Consider the following 21,394-nt stretch of genomic DNA (forward strand, 5'->3'; position numbering starts at 1 on the left):
TGCGGGGTTTCCGGAATGTTGTCCGCACCGCGCCTGGCCTGGCTGATCGTTGTCACCATCGTCGGCGGCCTGCTGGCCGACAGCCGGGCCGGCGCCTGGGGCCAGCCGCTGGTCAGTCTGTGGGTTTGGGGGCTGTTCGGCTGGCTGCTATGGCGCGAGCAGGAACTGCGGCCGCGCCTGCTCGCCTGTCTCGGCATTGCCACGGCCGGGGAGCTGGTGCTGTCCCTGTGGTGGGGGTTGTACGACTACCGCCTCGGCAACCTGCCGCTGTTCGTGCCGCCCGGCCATGTGCTGCTGTACTGGTTGGGCCTTTTCCTGGCGGCACGGCTGCCGGCCTGGCTGCTGGTATGGGGGCCGCGATTGGCCGTGGCGGCCGTCTCGGCGCTGGCGTTGGCCGGCCTCGACTGGCTGGGGCCGCCGCTGGTGCTGCTGTTCCTGTTGTGCGTACGACGCGGGCCAGCGCCGGACTTGTACGTGACGATGTTCCTCCTGTCCTTGCTGATGGAGCTGTGGGGAACCTGGCTGGGCTGCTGGAGCTGGCAGGCCTTTGCTCCAGGCCTGGGCTGGCCGGTGGCCAACCCGCCGCTGGCTGCGGGTGCCTTCTATTGCGTTCTCGATCTTCTCAGTGACGCCGCATACTCCCGCCGGCGGTTGCGTACGGCATAATCCGGATCGTCATCCGTTTTCGCCCGTGCATGAAGCTCAGCAAGCTTTCCCTCCTGTTTTCGGCTGCGCTGCTGTTGATCGTCGGTATCAATGGCTCGATCTCGATGCTTGTGCTGCGCGCCTTCGACAAGGTCCAGGCCGTCCAGGATCATCGCGTGGACGCCCTCCGGGTGGTCGAGGAGCTGCGCCGCGAGACGGATACCCTGTCGCGCCTTGTACGGGCGTATGCGGCGACCGGCGAAACCCGCTACCTCACCTATTACTACGCGATTCTGGCCATCCGGGAGGGCGAGGCATCCGCCATCCAGGACAATGACGACGCCACTTTCTGGGAGCGGGTGATCGCCGGGCAGGCCCGCTATGTGCCCGGCGGAGCCGGGCCGCGCGTATCGATGCGCTCCCGCATGGTGGCGCTGGGTTTCGAGGGGCCGGAGCTGGCGACGCTGGAACGGGTGCTGGCGGAGACGGAAGGGCTGAAGGCCATCGAGCAGGTGGCTTTCGCGGCTACCCAGGGGCTGTACGACCCCCATACCCGCACGATCGTTTCGGAGGGCGTGCCGCGGCCCGACGTGGCCGTGAAGCTGGTTTTCGGGCCGGACTACGACCGCCAGCGGCTCCGCGTGGCAACCGCGGTCACCGAGCTGATGCAGCGGGTGGACCAGCGTACCGGTACCGAGGTCACCGAGGCCCGCGAGCGGCTGGGGGCATGGATCGTCGCGTCGGTGGCCGGCATGGGCATTACGGCCCTGCTGGTCCTGCTGGCCTTCCGCACCACCCACCGGAAGGTGTTGCAGCCGCTCGCCGACATGTGCGCGGTGACCGGTCAGCTGGCCCGGGGCCAGTACGACGTGCGGCTGGGTTGCGCGGACGGGGTGGAGGAAGTGCAGGCGCTGAGCACGACCCTCAATTCGATGGCCCGGGCCATCGAGACCGACATCCGCGAGCGTGAGGCGATCGGTCGGGAACTGCAGCAGGCTCGCGCCAGGGCGGAACAGGCCACGCAGGCGAAGTCGATGTTCCTGGCCAACATGAGCCACGAGATCCGCACGCCGCTCAATGCGGTGATCGGCATGGCGGAGCTGATCCTGCACAGCCGCCTGCTGCCGCGCCAGCGCGAGTATGCGGAGAAAATCCGCAGTGCCGGCCGGTCGCTGCTCGACATGCTCAACGACATTCTGGATTTCTCCAAGATCGAAGCCGGCCGCCTGGAGCTCGAGGACATTCCGTTCCGCCTCGAGCAGGTGGTGGCCAATGCGTTGCAGATGGTCGAAGGGGCGGCCCGCGAGAAGGGGATCGAACTGATCTTCGAGGTTGGACCGGGTTGCACGCAGGCGCTCGAAGCGCCGCTCCTCGGCGACCCGCTGCGCATTGGCCAAGTGCTCGGCAATCTGCTCTCCAACGCAGTCAAGTTCACCTCCGCCGGGCATGTTGCCCTGCGTGTCGGGGCCGGGCCGGCCGGCGCCGGGGTTCTGCCGGTCAGCTTCAGTGTCGAGGACACCGGTATCGGCATGCGTGCAGCGCAGATCGAACACATCTTCGAGGACTTCGTGCAGGCCGATGGTGCCACCACTCGCCAGTACGGCGGCACGGGCCTGGGACTGGCCATCGTGCGGCGCCTGGTGGAGGCGATGGAAGGCGAAGTGCGGGTCAGCAGCGAGTCCCGGCGCGGTACCGTGTTCCAGGTACGTCTGCCGCTGGTCCTTGGCGATGACCATGACGCGCTGCTCGCTGCGCCGCTTCCGTGGGAGGGGCTGCGGGTGCTGGTGGCCGACGATTATCCGGAGGCGCGGCTGTCCTTGATCGACCTGCTCAACCAGCAGGGCGTCGAGGCGGTGGATGCGGCGACCAGCGCGGCCGAGGTGCTCGAATGCCTGCAGGCGGCCCAGCGGGACTGTCTGCCCTACGATCTGCTGTTCCTCGACTGGACGCTCCCGGACCGGGACGGCGGTGCGCTGCTGGAGTGTCTGCGCAGCCGGACGGAGCTGGTGCCACGGCACATCGCGCTGATGTCCACGCCGCGCGCGCTGGATGCGCGTATCCACGAGATTCTTCCCGGTGGCCTGCACGTCTGTGAGAAGCCCCTGCTGCCCGCCGCATTGAAGCGTCTCGGTGACGTGATCTTCGGTCGCCGGGAGGTGGAGCGCGGAGGGCGGAGCCCTGAGGCGGGGGCGCTGGATGGCATGCGTGTTTTGCTGGTCGAGGACAACTCCACCAGCCGCGACGTGGCCGTGGCCCTGATGGGGCGCTGGGGGGTGGAGACGGACAGTGCCGCCGACGGCCGGGATGCCTTGGCCCAGCTCGCTGCCCAGCCTCCCGACTGCTACGACCTGGTATTCATGGATCTGCAGATGCCGATGATGGATGGCTACGAGGCGGTGCGTCGCATCCGTGTGCAGTCTGCTTTCGACAGCCTGCCGATCTATGCCTTGTCGGCCCATGGCGGGCGCAGCGCGCTGACGCGTTGTCTGGCGGTTGGCATGAATGGCTGCCTCGCCAAGCCCTATGAGCCCGGAGAGCTCTATGCGGTGCTGCGCAAGCACTATCACGGGCCGGTGCAGCCCGAGCCGACGCCGCTGCTCCAGTCTGGTCTGGAGGCAGTGACGGGGCTGGCCGGCATTCCGGGTATCGATCCCCGCTGTGCGATCAACGACACCGGCGTCAGCCCGACCCTGTATCCCCGCTTGCTGGCCAAGTTCCACGATCAGTTCGCCGATGGTCCGCAACGCCTGCGCATCGATGTGGAAAACCGGGCCTGGGAGCGGGTGGTGCCTTTCGCCCATACCCTCCGGGGCCGGGCCGGGCTGCTGGGCATGATCGAAATTTCTGCCATCGCCGGACGTCTGGAAGCCGCCGCGCGGGCCCGTGACAGCGGACGCGCGCGGGCGGCGCTCCGGGCGCTGGAAGATCAGTTGCGCCCGATCGTCAAGGGGCTGGGTCAGATCCTGCCCATGCTGGAAACGAGTAACGAAACCCCGCCCGCGTCGTCAGCCGCCGGCGCAAATCCTCCGGAGCTGGTTCAATGAAACACCTGTTGCCGATTCTCGCCGGATGCACAGCTCTCCTGGCGCCGTCGCTGGCTGCGACTCAGGAGATCAGCCTGTCGGGCTTCGGTACGCTGGGGTATGCCCAGTCCAACCGTTCCTATCGCTACCAGCGGTTCATCGACAGCGGCGGGACCTTGCAGCGGGATTCGCGCCTCGGCGTACAACTCGACGCCAGCCTGACGCCGGAGTGGAGCGCCACCGTGCAGGCAGCGCTGGCGCCCGCGCCGGACTGCGACCGGCAATGGGATCTGACCCTGCCCTGGGCCTTTGTCTCTTGGAGGCCGGACAACGACTGGTTGCTGCGGGCCGGCAAGCTGCGCTTGCCGCTGCTGCGTTTCTCCGAAACCCTGGACGTGGGGACGACCTTCAATTTCGCCCGTCTGCCGGTCGAGGTCTATTCGCTGGCCCCCACCGCCGACGTGACCGGCCTGGCGGTGGCGCGTAACTGGCTGGATGAGGACAGGGAGGTGAGCCTGGAGGGCTACGTGGGCTCTGCAGACTCCTACTGGCGCTTCTTCCGTCGTGATGCGGTGCCTGGATCCCGCCCACGCGGGGCATGGTTCGAACATATCGACATGTGGCTGACCGGCGCGCTGCTGACAGTGCGGGATGGGGATAACCGGCTGCGCCTGAGCGTTCATCGCGGCGATGTGAAGCGCTCCGATGGCCCGATTCCGGCGACCTATCCCTTCGTGCCGGTGGCGAGCGGCGGCTACTATCAGGTCACCGATGCCCTGCCGGGTCCGGGCGTGCCGACCGTCGACCGGGTGCTCAACTATACGTTCACCGCCAGTGCCGAGTTTGCACTGCCCCACGATTTCATCTTCACCAGCGAGGCAGTGCGTCGGCGGGTGACGCGTGCCACGCTCGGTACCGACTCATGGGCGGCCTATGCGGCACTGCAACGGCGGATTGGGTCGTGGACGCCCTATGTGTATGTCGCAAGAATCCTGTCGTCGTCGGCCGCGCGGCGGCTCTATGCCGAAGTCAACGGAAATCTGCTGCCCGCGTCGCTCACCGGAGCGGAGATCATCAATCCCACCCAGCGAGCGGGTGTCGATTCCCTCAACGTCGTTGACCAGCGCTCCATCGCAGTGGGGACATCCTACACGTTGACTCCCCAGCAGAAGCTGAAGGTCGAATGGTTGCACACCCGTACCGGCAGCGCATCGGACTTCCTGGATGCACCGGCCGGGGAGAACAGCGGGCATCGCGCGGTGGATGTCCTGTCCATGTCGTACAACTTCACCTTTTGAGGCGCGTCATGGGAATCCGTCGCGCCGGCCTGATCCTGTTCCTATGCGGGAACATGGTGAGCGGCCATGCGTTTGCAGGCGACGTGGTGGTGATCGCCCATCCTTCCGTGCCCCGTCTGGACAGCGTGATGGTCGAGCGTATCTACACCGGAAAGATCGTCGAAGTTGGGGGCGTGCGCGTCACGCCGCTCGATCTTGTAGCGGGCCATCCCCTGCGGGGGCGCTTCCTGGCCCGCTGGCTGGACCGGGACGAGGAGCGTTATTCAGCCTACTGGACCGTCCGCCGTTATGTGGGCAAGGGGGTGCCGCCATCCCAGGTGCCGACGACGGCGGAGATGATCCGGCGAGTCGGGGCCACGCCCGGTGCCGTCGGATACGTGGATGAGGCCGACATGAAGGGCGATGTCAAAGCGGGTCTGAATGTGCTCGTGCGTTGACCGGTACCGTCGCCGGTGCGGATTGGGGGCCATCCGTTGTCATCTGGTGCCAAGTCGCTATTCGGTCACGGGCGCGCTGTACGGCAGCGGCTAAACTCGGGGCATGCCGAGTGTGTCACCGTCCCGCATCATGAATGCCTTGTCCGTTCCCCAGTCCGTTCCCCTGGCCCAGGCCTATCGACTGCTCAACCACGGTCCCACGGTCCTGGTGTCTTCCGCCCATGGGACGCGCCGTAACATCATGGCCGCGTCCTGGAGCATGCCGCTCGATTTCGATCCGCCAAAGGTCGCCGTGGTGCTCGACCGGGCAACGCTGACCCGTGAGCTGGTCGATGCGTCCGGTGAGTTCGTGCTGGCCGTACCATGTCGCGCCATCGCCGAGCAGACCCTGGCGGCAGGGCGGTCGAGCGGCCGCGACGGCGACAAGTTCGCGGCTCTCGAATTCGAGACCTTTCCGGCCAGCCGCGTGGCGGCGCCGCTTCCGGTGGGCTGTATCGCCTGGCTCGAGTGCCGGGTCATCGACGAGCCGGGGATCCAGCATACCTACGATCTGTTCCTCGGCGAGGTGTTGGCCGCGTGGGCCGATCCGGCCGAGTTCTCCGATGGGCGCTGGCATTTTTCGGCGGACGAGCGACGCTCCATCCATTACGTTTCCGGTGGGCAGTTCTTCGCTACGGGCGAGGTCTTCGAGGTTTCCACGACGGGATGACATGGGCAGTTTTCCAGGGTATCCAGGGCGTGAAACAGAAATTTTTGTTGCATTGCACAAAATCTCTTGCATTCTCTCTTTGTGCGGCGCAACATGACGCCATACCGAAATCCTTTCGGTGACCGCAACCCAATTCGAGGAGAACACCATGTCCGTCAGCCCCGAACAGTTCGTGGCCACTTCCAAGGCCAACGTCGAAGCCGGTCTGAAGACCGCCACCAGCTTCGTCACCACCCTCTTCACCGCCGTCGAGCGCGTTGCCAGCCTCAATCTGGCCACCGCCCGCAGTGCTTTTGACGACAGCCTGGCCTTCTCCAAGGCAGTGCTCGCCGCCAAGGATCCGCAAGCCCTGGCTGCCCTGCAACTGGGCGCCATCACCCCGGCCGTCGAGAAGTCCGTGGCCTACGGCCGCAGCCTGTCCGACATCGGCGGCGACACCCAGGAAGAGCTGACCAAGCTGGTCGAAGCCGAAGCCGCTGTTCTGTCCAAGAACATCGACGTCGCGCTGGACGGCCTCTTCAAGAACGCCCCGGCCGGCTCCGAGCCCGCCATCAAGGCCGTGAAGACCGCCCTGGCCAACGCCAGCAGCGCTTACGAAGGCGCCACCAAGGCTGCCAAGCAAGTTGCCGCAGCCGCCCAGGCCAGCGTCGAGAAGGCCACTCTGGTTGCCGTCGAGAGCGTCGACAAGGGCACCAAGGCTGCCGCTTCCGCTCTGAAGGTCGCCTGATCGTCCGCGGCTCGCGCCGCGCGTTCATAGCGTCCTGCGAAAGGGCCCTTCGGGGCCCTTTCGTCGTTTACGCGTCGTGGGTCTTGTCGTCCTTTTTCGGATGGATGAAGGCCTGGCGCAGGCGGGCCAGCTCCTGCAGGCCCGCTGCGATGCGGCAATTGACCGAACCATCCAGCCAATTGCCGTCGGTGTCGGCCTGGCCGGCTGGCAGTCCGGTGAGCAGTGCCAGCGCCTCGTCTACGCTATTGATCGCCCAGATGTGGAAGCGTCCGCTACGGACGGCATCGACCACCTCGCTGGCGAGCATCAGGTGGCACACATTGGCGCTCGGGATCAATACGCCTTGTTCGCCGGTCAGGCCGCGGGCCGCGCAGAGCTCGAAAAAGCCTTCGATCTTTTCGTTGATGCCGCCGACCGGCTGCACGATACCGAACTGGTTCACCGACCCACTGACGGCCAGCGATTGGTGCAGAGGCAGTTGGGCGATGGCAGACAGCAACGCACACAGTTCGGCCAGCGACGCGCTGTCGCCCTCCACGCCGCCGTAAGACTGTTCGAAGACCAGGCTGGCTTTCAGCGACAGTGGCGTGCCGAGGCCGAAGCGGGCGCCGACGAAGGACGACAGGATCAGTACGCCTTTTGAGTGGATCGGCCCGCCGAGCTTCACTTCCCGTTCGATGTCGATGACCTCTCCGTCGCCGACCCGTACCGTTGCAGTGATTCGGGCCGGGTGCGCGAACGTGCTTTCCCCCAGCTGGATCACCGCGAGGCCATTGATCTGGCCGGTGTGCTGACCGGCGGTGGCGATCAGCAGCTGGTTGCGCAGCATTTCGTCACGGTAGCGCAGGCGCAGGCGCTCGTTGCGGTACTTCTGGGCAGCTAGGGCGGCTTCGACCTGGTCGCGGCCGATGGTGTCGGCCTCCGCTCTGGCTGCGAAATGGTCGGCTTGGCGAAGAAGGTCGTCGATGGGCTGGGTGTGGGTGCTCAGCCGTTCGGCATCGCCGGCCAGTCGCGCTGCATGTTCGATGATGCGCGCCACAGCTGGGGCGGACAGTGGGCGCAGCTTGGCCTGGCGGGCCAGCGTGGCGATCAGGCGGGCATAGGTTGCGGTGTTCTCCGGCGTGCGGCCGATCTCGCTTTCCATGTCGGCATTGATCTTGAACAGGGCCGGAAACTCAGGGTCGTACTGGGACAGCAGGTAATACACCAGCCGCTCGCCGACCAGTACCACTTTCAGGTCCAGCGGCATTGGCTCCGGTTCCAGTTGGACCGTGCTGCCCAGACCGATCAGGTCGGACAGGGACTCGATACGTACCACACCGGCCTTCAGGCAGCGCTTGAGGCCTTCCCAGGCATAGGGCTGGTTCAGCACGCGCAGTGCGTCTAGGACCAGAAAACCGCCATTGGCCCGTTGTAGTGCGCCGGCGCGGATCAGCGTGAAATTGCTCATCAGCGTGCCCATGTGGACCATGTGTTCGATGCGCCCGACGAGGTTCTGCAGGGTTGGATGATCCTCGTACACCACCGGCCGCTGGCCGCCGGAGGGGTTCTCCACCAGCAGGTTCACCAGATAGCGCTGCACGGCGATCATGCCGGAGTAGGTGGTGGTTTCGCTGTCGTCGTCGCTGCGCGTGGATTCGCGCAGGGATTCGCCGCTCTCCGTGATGTCGCGCAGAAGCTCGTCCAGGTGGGCGACGACATCCGGCAGGTCGGCATAGCCCGGTTTGAGATCGTCCACCAGGTGGGTCACGGTGAGTTGCAGAGCTTCGCTGCCGGCCTGCCTGATCCGGTTCTGGAGTTCTCGGCGCCAGCGCGGGAAGTCGTTCGTCAGTTTGTGCAGGCGCTCACGCAAGCCCTTGATGTGCTCCTCCAGTTCGTGCTGGCGGGCTTCCGGCAGTTCGGCGAATTCTTCCGGCGTCAGCGTGGCCTCGCCATTCTTCATTGGCACGAAGGCAAAGCCATGGGGCGTGCGCAAAAGGGCCACACCCAGTTCCCCCGCATCGCGGCCGAGGGTCTGTAGCGCGGTTTCCTCGCGCAGCTTCTCTTCCTCCTGCATGGCTTCCAGGCGGCCCCGGTAGTCGTCGCTCTGGAAGGCGGCATTGATGGCTGGAATCAGTTCCTCGACAAAGTGCTGCATATCGTCCCGCAAGCGGGCGCCGCGGCCGCAGGGCAGACGCAGCAGGCGCGGCCTGTCCGCGTCACCGAAGTTGAAGACGTAACACCAATCGGCCGGTGTATCGCCACTGTGGCTCTCGGCTTCCAGAAGCTGGCGGATGATGGCGTGGCGGCCACTACCGGTCTCGCCGAGGAGGAACAGGTTGTAGCCGTCGTGACGGATGTCCAGTCCGAGATGGATCGCTTCGATGGCCCGGCCGTGGATCTGCGCGGCATCCAGGTCGGGCAGCTCGGCACTGGTTTCGAAGGGGAGATCGGCCGGAATGCAGGCGGTGTAGAGAACATCCGGTGGCAGGGGATGCAGCGAAGTCATCGGGCGGGCCTTGTGTCATGCGCTGCCGCTAGCATAATCACTCCATTGCGCGCCGGCCATCGCCGAATTGCACGCGGTTCGTTTTTCCCGGCGCCCGAATGATCTGCGTCAATCCTTTCGGAGGTTTGCATGTCCGCCCAATCCCTGCAGGATCGTGCCGTTGGAGCCCTGATGGGGGCCTTCATCGGCGATGCACTGGCTCTCGGCCCCCACTGGTACTACGACCTTGATGCCCTGCGCGCCGACTACGGTGACTGGATCGACACCTATACGACGCCGCGCCCTGGCCGCTATCACGCCGGGCTCGCGGCCGGCCAGCCATCCCAGGCCGGGGTGTTGCTGGCGCTGACGCTGGATTCGCTGGTAGAGCGGGGCGGGTATGACGAAGCCGATTTCTGCCGGCGCATGGACGAGGATTTTTTCCCGCTGATCGACGGGACACCGATGCACGGCCCCGGCGGCTATACCAGCCAGTCGATCCGCGAGACCTGGCGCCGGCGCGTCGGGCAGGGGCTGGCGTGGGGGCATTGCGGCGGCAACGCGGATACTACCGAGGCCGCCGAGCGGACGCTGGCGATCGCCGTGCGTTACGCCCTGCGGCCCGCCGAACTGGCCTCGGCGGTGACGCGTAACACCGTGCTGACGCAGACCGACGGCACCGTGGTGGCGATGACCGTGGCTTTCGGGGCGGTGCTCGGCATGCTCGTCGAAGGCTATGCGCTGGATGAGCAGTTGTCGGGCCGCTTGATGGCCCGTGTGAAGAACGGGCTGCTGCCCTTCCACTCGGTGACCCGCGGTGCGCTGCAGGCGCCCCATCCGGATGCCGAGGAGGCCCCGGTAGCCGGGCGCTTCCCGTCGCCGGATGCGCTGCTCGGGCCGTCCGACACTGCCCGCGCGGCGCGCGACCCGTCCATTCGCATCGAGCCGGCGTGGAAGGTGTCGCTGGTCTATGGGTTGCCCTGCGCGGTGTATCACCAGTTTCCCGCCGCCTACTACCTGGCGGCCCGTTTTCCGGACGATTTCGAATCGGCGGTGCTGCACGCGGTGAACGGCGGCGGCCAGAACCAGGCCCGGGCTATCCTCACCGGAGCACTGGCCGGCGCTCAGAGTGGCTTGTCGGGGATTCCCCAGCGCTTCATCGACGGCCTGGAGAACGGGACCGAGCTGCTCGAGCAGGCTCGCCGGCTGGCCGTCCAGGTCATCGTGGGAACTTAGCCGCGTATTCCCGGCGTATGTCCGGCATGTTCGGGCTCTCGGCGGAAGTCCCCGCCGAGAGCCGGCTGCCCGGCTCATTCCAATGTCGTTACAATGCTGCGCGGATCGGACATGTAGGCCCGGGATACGCGGGCCATGTGGAGGAGATAGGGATGAGCGTCATTTTTGCCAAGACCCTGAAGGGGTACGAGGAGATCGAGCGCCGGGCTGCCGGCTTCAGTCCACGGGTGCGTCGCGTGCTGATCTTTGTGGACGGCAAGCGTACGGTCGAGGACCTGCGCGGCCTATTGCAGTCGGACGATCTGGAGCACACCCTCGGCATGCTCGAGGAAGAGGGCTACATCGGTATGGTGGAGGCCACCGGGCCGGACGGTGTGCGCCAGGCCCCGCCACCACAGCAACCCCCGCTGACGGCCTTTCGCCTGCATCCGCCGGGGGATGATCCACAGCGCTTCAGGAAGGCCCGCAATTTCATGGTCAATACCCTCAACACCTTCATCGGGGCGGTAGGGACCAGTTCGTTGCAGAACCGCATCGATGCGGCGCCCAGTCCGGCGGCGCTGCGCGAGCTGTTCGACGAGTGGTATTACGCCATCGTCAGCTCCCGCGACGGCCGGCGGGAGGCCGAACAGCTGCGCCGGTTGCTGCTCGAGGTGATCTGAGGCGATATCGCGTACTTGCGCCGCATCAAGTACGCGGCAGCAGGGGATGGCTAAGCTGAGGATGCCATGGCCAGTTCCGAGCTCGATTTCAACATCCCCGGCCGCGAGATCGCCGTAGCGGCGGAGGCCCTGTACCTGGCCAATCTGATGATCGTGCCGGGCATCGCCTTCATCGCGCTGCTGGTGCTGTGGTTCCGCAAGCACCGGCGGGCGCCCGAACTGGCCCGTGGGCACCTGCGTCAGACCGTCGCCGCCAGCCTGTGGGCTGGCGTGCTGTTGGTGGTCGCCAACGCGGCGATCATCTTCACTGGCGGCTACGCTTCGCCATATACGTGGGTGATCGTGATCCTCTACTTCACGACCTGCCATTCCACGCTGATCTTCTGCGGTGCCATCGGCCTGGCCAAGGCGCTGGCCGGCAAACCCTTCCGTTATCCCTTGATCGGACCCCGCTGATGGCAACACCCCGTGTGATCCCGATCCGCCCGGTCACCACGGCGCGGCCCGACGGTGGCCGCCAGCGTCTGCGGCGCTGGGCCCAGGGCGGCTTCTTCGTGCTGTTCGTGCTGGCGCCGGTGTTCAATTTGCTGCGCTACGACTTGGTGGCGGGCCATGCGTGGCTGCTCGGTTTCGAGTGGCACGCCGGCCTGGAGGATTTCTCCGCCGGCCACATCGATGCGCTGGGCGCGGTGCTGCGGGTCATCGGGCGGGTGCTGCTGCCGATCCTCGCGGCCGGCGCCGTGCTGATCGGCGTGGCCTGGCGCTGGGGGCGGTTGTACTGCGGCTGGCTGTGCCCGCACTTTTCAGTGGTGGAAACCATCAACGGCTTCATGCGCCGCGCCATCGGCCGCCCCAGCATATGGGAAGCCCGCGAGCTGCCGCCGTGGGAGCCGGACGGCACGCCGGTGCGCTACGACCGCCTGTGGTGGCTCGTCACCGTGCCGCTGGCGGTGGGCTTCGCCTTCGTGTGGGCGGTGGTGCTGCTCACCTACCTGCTGCCGCCCTTCCAGGTGTATGGGCACCTGCTGGGGCTGGCGCCGACCCGCAACGAATTCATCTTCATCACCGCCGGCACGCTGGTGCTGTCGGCGGAGTTCCTGTTCGCGCGCCATCTGTTCTGCCGCTATGCCTGTGCGGTGGGCCTGTTCCAGAGCCTGGCCTGGATGGGCAACCGGGCGGCGATGGTGGTCGGCTTCGAGCGCGAGCGGGCCGCCGACTGTGCGAGCTGCTACAGTGCCTGCGACCATGTCTGCCCGATGCGCCTGAAGCCGCGCAACATCAAGCGCGCGATGTTCACCTGCACCCAGTGTGCCCAGTGTGTCAGCGCCTGCGAGACGACCCAGCGGGACAATCCCCGCGGCCCCTTGCTGCAATGGGTCAGCGGCGAGGCGGCACGGCATAACGAGGCGGCCTTCAGCGCGCCGAAACCGGAAAGGAAGACTCAGTGAGTGGTTTCAACGATTTCGCCATCGCCCGTGCGCTGCACGTGCTGGCGGTACTGCTGTGGATCGGCGGCGTGGCCTTCGTGACGCTGGTGCTGCTGCCGGCCTGCCGGGCGCTGGCCGAGCCGCAGGCCCAGCTTGAACTGTTCGAGCGGCTGGAGCACCGTTTCGCCGGGATCGCCCGCTGGAGCGTGCTGCTGGCCGGTGCGTCGGGGGCCTGGCTGGTGTGGCGGCTGGGCGTCGGTTCGCGTTTCGCCGACCCGGCCAGCTGGTGGTGGATGCACGGCATGGTGATCGTGTGGACCCTGTTCGCGGCGATGCTCTTCATCCTCGAACCCTTCGTGCTGCACAAGGCCTTCCAGGCCAGCGCCCGGCGCGACCCGCTGGGCACGATGGCACGCATCCAGCGCGTGCATGTGGTGCTGCTGAGCGTGAGCCTGATCGTGGTGCTCGGCGCCGTGGCGGGCAGCCACGGCGGCTGGGTCTTCCCGACCTGACCGGGCTCAGCTCGAGCAGCTCACTGCCAGCCCCTCAGCCCAGTCCGGCGGCGGCGCGGCAAAGCGTTCGTATTCCGGTTGGGCGTCGAAGGGCCGCGACAGGCAGGCCAGCACAGCTCGCACCTCGCTGAAGTCTCCACCTTGGGCGGCGCGGATCGCGGCTTCGGCGATCCAGTTGCGCAGCACATATTTCGGATTGACGGCGTCCATGGCGGCCTGGCGTTCCGTGTCGGGGCGCCCGTCGGCGGCGATGCGGGCACGCCAGCGGGCGATCCACGCATCCCCCGCGTCCCGGTCGATCAGCAGGTCGCGCAGCGGCGCGTCGGCGGCGGCCCGGCCGGCTTCGTCCACCTGCGCCGGCAGGCGGCCGAGATTGCGGAAGAACAGCGTGAAGTCCGGGTGCTGCTGCTGGAGCAGCTGGAAGGTGTCGCCGATGAAGTCTTCGTCGTCCGGGCGGACTTCGGCAAAGCCGAGCTTGGCGCCGAACAGCGCGAAGAACTGCTGCTCGAAGACCGGCGCATAGCTCTCCTCGATGGCGGCCTGCACCGCGGCGGCTTCGCCGATCAGCGGGGCCAGCGCGCGGCCGAGGGCGTACAGGTTCCAGTGGCCGATCTGCGGCTGGGCCTTGTAGCTGTAGCGGCCGTGGTCGTCGGAATGGTTGCAGATGTGATTGGCGTCGAAGGCGTCCATGAAGCCGAAGGGGCCGTAGTCGAGAGTCAGGCCGAGGATGGACATGTTGTCGGTGTTCATGACCCCGTGCATGAAGCCCACCGCCTGCCAGCGGGCGATCAACTCGCCGGTGCGCCGGCCGACGTCGCGCAGCAGGGCCTCGTAGGGATTGGCGGCGTCCCGGCATTCGGGGCGGAAGCGGTCGATCACGTAGTCGGCGAGCTGGCGCAGCTCGTCCAGCTTGCGGTTGGCGGCCCAGTGCTCGAAGGAGCCGAAGCGGATGAAGCTGGGGGCCAACCGGGTCACCACGGCGGCGGTTTCGATGCTTTCCCGGCGCACCGGCGCGTTCGAGCCGACCACCGCCAGCGCGCGGGTGGTGGGAATACCGAGGCCGGCCATGGCTTCGGAGCACAGGAATTCGCGGATGCTCGAACGCAGCACCGCGCGCCCGTCGGCGAAGCGCGAGTAGGGCGTCTGGCCGGCGCCCTTGAGCTGGATCTCCCAGCCCGTGGCCGGGTCGTCGAGGCCGATCGCCACCTCGCCGAGCAGGTGGGCACGGCCGTCGCCGAGCTGGCCGGCCCACACGCCGAACTGGTGGCCGGAATACACCGCGGCGAGGGGCTCACTGCCGGGCAGCAGGCGGTTGCCGGCAAAGAAGTCGGCGAACTCGGGGCGCGCCAGTTCGGCCGCAGGCAAGCCGATCAGCGCGGCCGCGGACGGGCTGGCGGCGACCAGGTAAGGATCGGGCAGCGGCTGCGGCGGCAGGCGTGTGTAGAAGGCTGCGGGCAGCCGCGCGAAGGCGTTGTCGAAGGGCAGGGTTTCGAGGGTGTGCATGGTCTCTGTTCGGGCAATTTGCCCACGGGGGTTCGGGTAATCTGCGGGACCGCGGCTCGGGCCGCGTGTTTTATAAAATCCGACTGTTTCACTATGGTATGGCTGCGCAGGCCTGAGGGGAAGGATGGAGACGCACATGAGCCGTCCGGCCGGGGCGATGGACGAGGGGCATGAACACAGCGTGGACCTCAAGCGCACGCTGTTGCTGTGGGTCAGTCTGTTCGCGGTGGCGATCGGGCTCGCGGCCAGCGCGGTGGTGCTGCAGCGGGCCGAGGCGCGCATGCGGGCCCATATCGAACGGGCCGGTGGCGCCGTGGAGCGCCTGCTGGCCAGTGAGGCCGCACAGCCGCGCGACGTGTTCCGCCGCAGCCTGGACGGCCTGGAGCTGTCGTCTCTCGACGGCATCGGGCCGCTGCTGGGTATCTGCGTGGCGGTGGAGGACATCTACAAACGGCCGGTGGTGCACCGCTGCTTCGGCGACGGGGCGGAGGCGCCGACCTTGCTGCGCGGCCTGCTGGCGGCCTTGACCGGGCCGGACATCACGTTCCGCGGGGTGATCGGCCAGTATCCGGGCGTGAAGGTCGGCGAGTTCGTTGTCACCCCCAACCTGGACAGCGAGGCCAACGCGGTGTGGGACCAGATCCGCACCGTGCTGGGCATGACGGTCGGCATCCTGGTGCTGAACCTGCTGGTCTATCTGCCGGTGCGCCGTGCACTGGGCCCGGCGCAGGAGATCCTGGCGGTGCTCGGGCGCCTGCAGGCCGGCGATCTGGCGGCGCGCATGCCACGCCCGCGGCTGGTGGAGCTGCGCCTCATCGCCAGCGGCTTCGATCACCTGGTGGCGCGCCTGCAGCAAACGCTGGCCGGCCAGCGCCAGCTGGCCCTGCGCCTGCTGACGGTGCGGGAGGAGGAGCGCCGCCACCTGGCGCGGGAGCTTCACGATGAGTTCGGCCAGTGTCTGGCTTCCATCGGCGCCGAGGCCGCCTATGTCAGCGCGGCGGCGGAGAACTCCCGCCCCGATCTGCTGCCGGCCGCCCAGGCTATCGCGTCGGTCACCGGTCACATGATGGAGAGCCTGCAGGGCATCCTGCACCAGCTGCGACCCATCGGACTGGAGGAGTTCGGCCTGCAGGCAGCGTTGGAGCAGTTGCTGGCGGGGGGGCGCCGGCGGCGCCCGGATTGCGCCTTCACGCTGGACATCGCCGGCATGGTGGACGACCTGCCCGACGGCCTGACGGTCAGCTTGTATCGCATCGTGCAGGAGAGCCTCACCAATGCGTTGCGCCACGGCGAGCCGGAAACGGTGGCGGTGCGCCTGCAGCGGGACGCGGCCGGCTGCCGCCTGTGGGTGGAGGACGACGGTGCGCCGCGCCACGGAGATACGGCTGGCAGCGGCCTCGGCGTGCTGGGCATGCACGAGCGGGTCGAGGCGCTCGGCGGGCGTTTTGCACTGGAGCCGGTTACGCCGCGGGGTATGCGGGTGAGCGCGATCTTCCCGCCCGATGCCTGCCACGAGGAGGGCGCGGCCCATGTCTGACACCACTCGCCTGCTGCTGGTGGACGATCACGCCATCGTCCGCGAAGGCTACCGCCGCCTGCTTGAGATGCGGCCTGACCTGCGTATCGTCGGCGAGGCCGGCACGGCCCGCGATGCGCTGGAGCAATTCCGCTTGCTGGAGCCTGACGTGCTGGTCCTCGACCTCGGGCTGCCCGACATGGGCGGCGTGGAGCTGATCCGCCGCCTCGTGCAGCGCGACGACCGCGTGCGCATCCTGGTATTCACGATGCACCGGGAGCCGTTGTTCGCGACCCAGGCGCTGCGTGCCGGCGCCCTCGGCTACGTGACCAAGAGCAGCCCACCGGCGGTGCTGGTGGAGGCGGTTTACACGGTGGCGGCGCGGCGCCAGGTGATCAGCCCCGACATCGCGCCGGAGCTGGCCCTGGCCCTCGTCGACCGCCCGCGGGAGCCGCTCGCCGAGCTGGCGCCGCGGGAGTTCGAGATCCTGCGCCTGCTGCTCGACGGCTGCAGCGCCGAGGAGATCGGCGAGCGGCTGTCGATCTCCTCGAAAACGGTGCAGAACTGCCACTACCAGATCAAGAGCAAGCTCGGCGTGCGCAGTGACATCGAGCTGACCCGGCTGGCGCTGCGCCTCGGGCTGATCTGAGCTTCAGGCCGTTTCCGCCTCTGCTTCGGCGGCAGCGGCCTCGAAGAGAGCCTGCAGGGTTTCCAGGCTCAGTTCGGCGATCGTCTCGCCGGCGTCGTCTAGGATCTCGTACAGCAGCTCGCCGGGCTGCGGGCGCATGCTGAACAGCACGATGCAGTCTTCGGCGCCGCCGCCTTCCCGGTGCGGTGTCTCGCTGGGCGGCGACACCGTGAAGCTGCCGGTCGGGCGCACTTCCCGCAGGCGGCCGTCCAGTTCGTAGAGGCGATGCTCGCCCTGCACGACGAAGGTGTGGTTGAGGGCCTTGTGGCGGTGCAGGACGATCTGCTGACCGGCGGCGAACTTGAACAGCACGTCGGCGATGCGCTGCTGCATGTCCACCTGCAGGATCGCATAGACGAAATGGGGAAAGTCGCCGAAGGGCTGCCAGCGGATGAGGCGTTCGTCGAAGTGGTGGGGCATGGGTTTGTCTCCTGATTGTCTAGGCCGGATGGCCGCTGCCAGTAGACCCTGGCAGACCCTGCTGCCGTGAGGTCAGCCTGCCCGGAAAACGGCGGGCAATCTTCCCGATGCATATGACGTCTGACGGTCGGGCAATTTGCCCACCGGCATCCGGGCAGGATGCCGATGTCCCGGCGTGTCCGCAGGCCTAGAGTCGGAGTGAGGCGGGGCACGGGTTCCCGCCATGACTCGATGGGGATGCCGATGCGTAGATCGACCGGGGCCGCCATGCTGGCCCTGTTTTTCACCACCGCGGTGGCGACGGCGGACAACCGCTTCTGCGGCGGGCCGGTGCCGCAGACCGGGGAGCCCACCGACCTGGCCCACGTGGTCGGCGACCAGACCCTCGAATACATCGTGGATCAGCCTGCCAGCCTGATGGTGTGCAGCAAGGGTTATCTGCTGGAGAAGTGCGGCGACCACGACAACGCCCGCAAGGTCTTCGACAAGTGCATCGCCGCCGGCTACATCGGCGCGATGATCTGGAAGGCCCTGATGCTGCAGGACGGGGCGGGCGGTGTGCCGCCGGACCTGCCGGCCGCCGCCGAGTTGATGCACCGGGCGGCGCTGGCCGGCGATTCCCCGTATGCGACCTTGGGCAAGCTCCATTATGCGAGCGCCCTGCAGGAGGGACGCGGCGTGCCGAAGGACGAGGTGGAGGCGCGCAAGTGGTTCGAGGCTGCCGCGCGCGACGGTAATCCGGACGCCATCGAATTCCTGCGCACCGGTTATCACGTGGGCGACCGGGACGGGCAGGCGCGGGGTACGGGTACGCCGCCGCCCCCGGTACTGGCGGGCCCGACGCCGCCTTTGCCGGGGGAACTGTTCGAGGCGGCGCAACCAAAGATGGCTGCTCGGCCTGCCCAGGAGGTGCGTGGGAGCAGCGCACGGCGCCTGTTGGATGCGCCGCCGAGCACGCCGTTCGTCAGTCCGCCTCCGCCCGCCGACGCTTCCGTATCCGCTCCGGTCGCCGGGCAGCATCTGGCGAAGCTGGCCGAACCGGTGGTGCAACCCGTGGGTTCCGCGTCGGGCGGGCTGGCCGCGCTGTGCGGCGTGCTGCTGCTGTCGGGCGCCTTGCGCCAGTCTCTGCGTGCGCCGATGGCGCGTCGCTCACTTTCCCTTTCCCGGGCCTGAAACGATGAATGCCAATCTTGAAATCCTGATGTACGACGCCAGCCAGCTCTTCCTGGCGCCGGTGCTGCTCGCCATTGCGGCACTGTTTCTGTATGCCTTCCATGCCTGCGGGGCCTTCCTGTGGCAGGCCTGGCAGCGGCGGCTGGGCGTGGATGCGGGCTTCGAACTGGTCGAAATGCACCGCGCCAATCCTGCGCTCGATATCGCCGAGTTGGAGGCGGTGGCCAGCCAGCGTCTGGAAGTCTCCCGCATCGCCACGCGGGTGGCGCCGATGCTCGGCCTGGTGGCGACGATGATCCCCATGGGGCCGGCCCTCAAGGCGCTTGGCGACGGGCAGCTGGCCGATGTATCGCACAGCCTGATGGTGGCTTTCTCGGCGGTGATCCTGGCCCTCATTGCGGCGGCGCTCACCTTCTGGGCGCACAGCGTACGGCGGCGCTGGTATGCGACGGATCTGCTGGCCGTCGAAAAGGGCCTGCCCGCAAATGGCCCGGCGGTCGTGGAGGTGGCGCGATGAAATGGCGTCTGCACGATGCCGGCGAGGACGACGATCCGCTGCTGTCGGTGGTCAACCTGGTGGATGTCTTCCTGGTGCTGATCGCTGCGCTGCTGTTGGCGGTGGCCCGCAGCCCGGTGAACGTCTTCGATGCCGGGCAGGTGACGGTGATCCGCGATGCCGGTACGCCGGACATGGAGATCGTCGTCAAGAACGGGAAGAAGATCGAGCGTTTCCGCGGCGACGGCGCCGCGGCAGCGTCGGCCGGCCAGGGCGTCAAGGCCGGCATTGCCTACCGGATGCCGGACGGCTCGCTGGTCTACGTTCCGGAATGATCTGCGGATCTGCGCGCTCCCGCTGGCGGGGGCGCTTTTTTTGGTCCCGGTTTCAGTCGGCGCCGACGGGGCGCACGCTGGGCAGCTCGTCGTCGGTGAACGGGCGGGAGTGGGTGAAGAAGGCCTTGCCGCGGCCGCAGTCGAGGGAGAAGTCGCCACCGTTGCCCGGCTTCACGTCGAGGGTCAGCTGGCTGTTCTCGTAGTACTGGAATTCCTGGTGCCCCAGATAGAAGTCTGCGCCATTGACCGCGCCCAGCTTGAGCATGGTCTGGCCGGGGAGCACCTCGCCGACCTTGTAGCAGTTGGGCACGCTGCCGTCGCAGCAGCCGCCGGACAGCAGGAACATCAGCGGGCCGTGATCGGCGCGCAGTTCGTCGATGTACTGATTGGCCGCTTCGGTGGCCACGATGCGTTCGGTCATGTGCGTGCTTTCCTGAGGGCGAAAAAAAACGGGGCGAGAGACCCGCCCCGTAACACCTTGCCTTACTCGTAAAGCTCTTGGATCAGAAGAAGCCCAGCGCGTTCGGGCTGTAGCTGACCAGCAGGTTCTTGGTCTGCTGATAGTGGTCAAGCATCATCTTGTGGGTTTCGCGGCCGATGCCGGATTCCTTGTAGCCGCCGAAGGTGGCGTGGGCCGGGTAGGCGTGGTAGCAGTTGGTCCACACGCGGCCGGCCTTGATGTTGCGGCCCATGCGGTAGGCACGGCTGCCGTCACGGCTCCACACGCCGGCACCGAGGCCGTAGGGGGTGTCGTTGGCGATTTCGAGGGCTTCGGCTTCGTCCTTGAAGGTGGTCACGGCGAGCACCGGTCCGAAGATCTCTTCCTGGAACACGCGCATCTTGTTGTGGCCCTTGAAGAGGGTCGGCTGGATGTAGTAGCCGCCGGCCAGGTCGCCGTTCATATGGGTGCGATCGCCACCGACCAGGCACTCAGCGCCTTCCTGACGACCGATTTCCATGTAGGACATGATCTTGTTCAGCTGATCCTGGGAGGCCTGAGCACCCATCATGCTGTCGGTATCCAGCGGGCTGAGCTGCTTGATAGCCTTGACGCGTGCCAGCACCTTTTCCATGAAGCGGTCGTAGATCGACTCCTGGATCAGCGCGCGGGACGGGCAGGTACACACTTCGCCTTGGTTGAACGCGAACAGCACCATGCCTTCGACCGCTTTGTCGAGGAAGGCATCGTCGGCCGCCATGATGTCTTCGAAGAAGATGTTGGGGGACTTGCCGCCCAGTTCCAGGGTGGCAGGGATCAGGCTGGTAGCGGCGGCCTGGGCGATCACGCGACCGGTGGCGGTAGAGCCGGTGAAGGCAATCTTGGCGATGCGGCGGCTGGTGGCTAGCGGCATGCCGGCTTCGCGGCCGTAGCCATTGACGATGTTCAGCACGCCCGGCGGCAGCAGGTCGGCGATCAGTTCGGTCAGGATCAGGATGGAGATCGGGGTTGACTCAGCGGGCTTCAGGACCACGCAGTTGCCGGCGCCGATAGCGGGGGCCAGCTTCCAGGCAGCCATCAGGATCGGGAAGTTCCAAGGGATGATCTGGCCGACGACGCCCAGGGGCTCATGGAAGTGGTAGGCGACGGTGTTTTCGTCGATCTCGGAGATGCCGCCTTCCTGGGCGCGCAGGCAACCGGCGAAGTAGCGGAAGTGGTCGACCGCCAGCGGGATGTCAGCGTTCAAGGTTTCGCGGATGGCCTTGCCGTTATCAACGGTTTCGGCGTAAGCCAGCTTCTCGATGTTGGCTTCGAGGCGGTCGGCGATCTTCAGCAGCAGGTTGGCACGCTCTGCAGCCGGGGTACGGCCGAACTTGTCGGCGGCGGCGTGGGCGGCGTCGAGGGCCAGTTCGACGTCTTCTGCGCCGGAGCGGGCAGCCTGGGTGTAGGCCTTGCCGGTGATCGGGGTGATGACGTCGAAGTACTCGCCCTTGACAGGAGCGACCCACTTGCCGCCGATGAAGTTGTCGTACTTGGACTTGTATTGGACTTTGGCGTCGGCAGTGCCGGGCAATGCGTACAGCATGAGTATCTCCTCCTGGTGTCGGTTCGAAAACGCTTCGTACAGCGCTGAACCTTATTCAGCAGGGGGCATGCCAGTACGGGATCAGGTCTGGTTATG

21 protein-coding genes are annotated in these 21,394 nt (G+C 67.0%); 16 read left to right on the forward strand and 5 right to left on the reverse strand.

Annotation, left to right across the window (positions count from 1 at the left end):
- Positions 1 to 15: 15 nt before the first annotated feature.
- The 6 genes from AC1PQG_RS01700 (at position 16) to AC1PQG_RS01725 (ending at position 6,839) form a co-directional block, all read left to right on the forward strand.
- Complete coding sequence (locus tag AC1PQG_RS01700; RefSeq protein ID WP_481120955.1) at positions 16 to 666, forward strand: hypothetical protein; 651 nt, start codon at positions 16 to 18, stop codon at positions 664 to 666.
- 29 nt (positions 667 to 695) lie between these two features.
- On the forward strand, positions 696 to 3,689 hold the full coding sequence (locus AC1PQG_RS01705; RefSeq protein WP_481120956.1) for a hybrid sensor histidine kinase/response regulator: 2,994 nt from the start codon (positions 696 to 698) through the stop codon (positions 3,687 to 3,689).
- The gene (locus tag AC1PQG_RS01710) at positions 3,686 to 4,966 is read left to right on the forward strand and encodes a hypothetical protein (RefSeq protein WP_481120957.1); all 1,281 of its coding nucleotides are present in this window, start codon (positions 3,686 to 3,688) and stop codon (positions 4,964 to 4,966) included. Before AC1PQG_RS01705 ends, AC1PQG_RS01710 begins: the two co-directional genes overlap by 4 nt.
- Before the next feature lie 8 nt (positions 4,967 to 4,974).
- On the forward strand, positions 4,975 to 5,403 hold the full coding sequence (locus tag AC1PQG_RS01715; RefSeq protein WP_481117167.1) for a type 2 periplasmic-binding domain-containing protein: 429 nt from the start codon (positions 4,975 to 4,977) through the stop codon (positions 5,401 to 5,403).
- A gap of 130 nt (positions 5,404 to 5,533) precedes the next feature.
- On the forward strand, positions 5,534 to 6,112 hold the full coding sequence (locus tag AC1PQG_RS01720) for a flavin reductase family protein (RefSeq protein WP_481120958.1): 579 nt from the start codon (positions 5,534 to 5,536) through the stop codon (positions 6,110 to 6,112).
- A 148-nt stretch (positions 6,113 to 6,260) separates the two neighbouring features.
- Complete coding sequence (locus tag AC1PQG_RS01725; protein WP_481120959.1) at positions 6,261 to 6,839, forward strand: phasin family protein; 579 nt, start codon at positions 6,261 to 6,263, stop codon at positions 6,837 to 6,839.
- A gap of 67 nt (positions 6,840 to 6,906) precedes the next feature.
- Here the strand turns inward: AC1PQG_RS01725 and AC1PQG_RS01730 are convergent, their stop codons facing one another.
- Positions 6,907 to 9,327 (reverse strand): Lon protease family protein, encoded by a 2,421-nt coding sequence (locus AC1PQG_RS01730; RefSeq protein ID WP_481120960.1) that lies wholly within the window; start codon positions 9,325 to 9,327, stop codon positions 6,907 to 6,909.
- A 129-nt stretch (positions 9,328 to 9,456) separates the two neighbouring features.
- On the opposite strand from AC1PQG_RS01730, the gene AC1PQG_RS01735 reads away from it, so the two are divergent.
- The 5 genes from AC1PQG_RS01735 (at position 9,457) to AC1PQG_RS01755 (ending at position 13,143) form a co-directional block, all read left to right on the forward strand.
- Positions 9,457 to 10,542 carry an ADP-ribosylglycohydrolase family protein gene (locus AC1PQG_RS01735; RefSeq protein WP_481120961.1) on the forward strand — a complete coding sequence of 362 codons (1,086 nt, stop codon included), beginning with the start codon at positions 9,457 to 9,459 and terminating at the stop codon, positions 10,540 to 10,542.
- 152 nt (positions 10,543 to 10,694) lie between these two features.
- Complete coding sequence (locus tag AC1PQG_RS01740) at positions 10,695 to 11,204, forward strand: hypothetical protein (RefSeq protein WP_481120962.1); 510 nt, start codon at positions 10,695 to 10,697, stop codon at positions 11,202 to 11,204.
- Positions 11,205 to 11,270: 66 nt separating this feature from the next.
- Positions 11,271 to 11,660: a magnetosome magnetite crystal formation protein family gene (locus tag AC1PQG_RS01745; RefSeq protein WP_481120963.1), complete on the forward strand. Its 390-nt coding sequence runs from the start codon at positions 11,271 to 11,273 to the stop codon at positions 11,658 to 11,660.
- Positions 11,660 to 12,652, forward strand: coding sequence for a 4Fe-4S binding protein (locus AC1PQG_RS01750; RefSeq protein WP_481120964.1), 993 nt, complete (start codon positions 11,660 to 11,662; stop codon positions 12,650 to 12,652). Before AC1PQG_RS01745 ends, AC1PQG_RS01750 begins: the two co-directional genes overlap by 1 nt.
- Complete coding sequence (locus AC1PQG_RS01755; RefSeq protein ID WP_481120965.1) at positions 12,649 to 13,143, forward strand: hypothetical protein; 495 nt, start codon at positions 12,649 to 12,651, stop codon at positions 13,141 to 13,143. Before AC1PQG_RS01750 ends, AC1PQG_RS01755 begins: the two co-directional genes overlap by 4 nt.
- Positions 13,144 to 13,149: 6 nt before the next feature.
- Here the strand turns inward: AC1PQG_RS01755 and AC1PQG_RS01760 are convergent, their stop codons facing one another.
- A complete protein-coding gene (locus tag AC1PQG_RS01760; RefSeq protein ID WP_481120966.1) occupies positions 13,150 to 14,646 on the reverse strand; it encodes a protein adenylyltransferase SelO in 1,497 nt (498 codons plus the stop codon).
- Positions 14,647 to 14,782: 136 nt separating this feature from the next.
- Between AC1PQG_RS01760 and AC1PQG_RS01765 the strand changes: the two genes are divergently transcribed.
- The gene (locus AC1PQG_RS01765; RefSeq protein WP_481120967.1) at positions 14,783 to 16,183 is read left to right on the forward strand and encodes a histidine kinase; all 1,401 of its coding nucleotides are present in this window, start codon (positions 14,783 to 14,785) and stop codon (positions 16,181 to 16,183) included.
- The gene (locus AC1PQG_RS01770) at positions 16,176 to 16,811 is read left to right on the forward strand and encodes a response regulator (RefSeq protein WP_481120968.1); all 636 of its coding nucleotides are present in this window, start codon (positions 16,176 to 16,178) and stop codon (positions 16,809 to 16,811) included. The genes AC1PQG_RS01765 and AC1PQG_RS01770 overlap by 8 nt, the downstream gene beginning before the upstream one ends.
- Positions 16,812 to 16,814: 3 nt before the next feature.
- Here the strand turns inward: AC1PQG_RS01770 and AC1PQG_RS01775 are convergent, their stop codons facing one another.
- A complete protein-coding gene (locus tag AC1PQG_RS01775) occupies positions 16,815 to 17,270 on the reverse strand; it encodes a cupin domain-containing protein (protein ID WP_481120969.1) in 456 nt (151 codons plus the stop codon).
- Positions 17,271 to 17,513: 243 nt separating this feature from the next.
- On the opposite strand from AC1PQG_RS01775, the gene AC1PQG_RS01780 reads away from it, so the two are divergent.
- Genes AC1PQG_RS01780 through AC1PQG_RS01790 form a run of 3 tightly spaced genes read left to right on the forward strand, consistent with a single transcriptional unit; the run spans position 17,514 to position 19,274 of the window.
- Positions 17,514 to 18,443 carry a tetratricopeptide repeat protein gene (locus AC1PQG_RS01780; RefSeq protein ID WP_481120970.1) on the forward strand — a complete coding sequence of 310 codons (930 nt, stop codon included), beginning with the start codon at positions 17,514 to 17,516 and terminating at the stop codon, positions 18,441 to 18,443.
- A gap of 4 nt (positions 18,444 to 18,447) precedes the next feature.
- Positions 18,448 to 18,960, forward strand: coding sequence for a MotA/TolQ/ExbB proton channel family protein (locus AC1PQG_RS01785; protein ID WP_481120971.1), 513 nt, complete (start codon positions 18,448 to 18,450; stop codon positions 18,958 to 18,960).
- Positions 18,957 to 19,274: a DUF2149 domain-containing protein gene (locus AC1PQG_RS01790; RefSeq protein WP_481120972.1), complete on the forward strand. Its 318-nt coding sequence runs from the start codon at positions 18,957 to 18,959 to the stop codon at positions 19,272 to 19,274. The genes AC1PQG_RS01785 and AC1PQG_RS01790 overlap by 4 nt, the downstream gene beginning before the upstream one ends.
- Before the next feature lie 52 nt (positions 19,275 to 19,326).
- On the opposite strand, the gene AC1PQG_RS01795 is transcribed toward AC1PQG_RS01790, so the two are convergent.
- Positions 19,327 to 19,695 carry a DUF779 domain-containing protein gene (locus AC1PQG_RS01795; protein ID WP_481120973.1) on the reverse strand — a complete coding sequence of 123 codons (369 nt, stop codon included), beginning with the start codon at positions 19,693 to 19,695 and terminating at the stop codon, positions 19,327 to 19,329.
- Between the two features lie 82 nt (positions 19,696 to 19,777).
- On the reverse strand, positions 19,778 to 21,298 hold the full coding sequence (gene exaC / locus AC1PQG_RS01800) for an acetaldehyde dehydrogenase ExaC (protein WP_481120974.1): 1,521 nt from the start codon (positions 21,296 to 21,298) through the stop codon (positions 19,778 to 19,780).
- Positions 21,299 to 21,394: the final 96 nt, after the last annotated feature.

Source organism: Zoogloea sp. GDB6 (assembly GCF_056724105.1).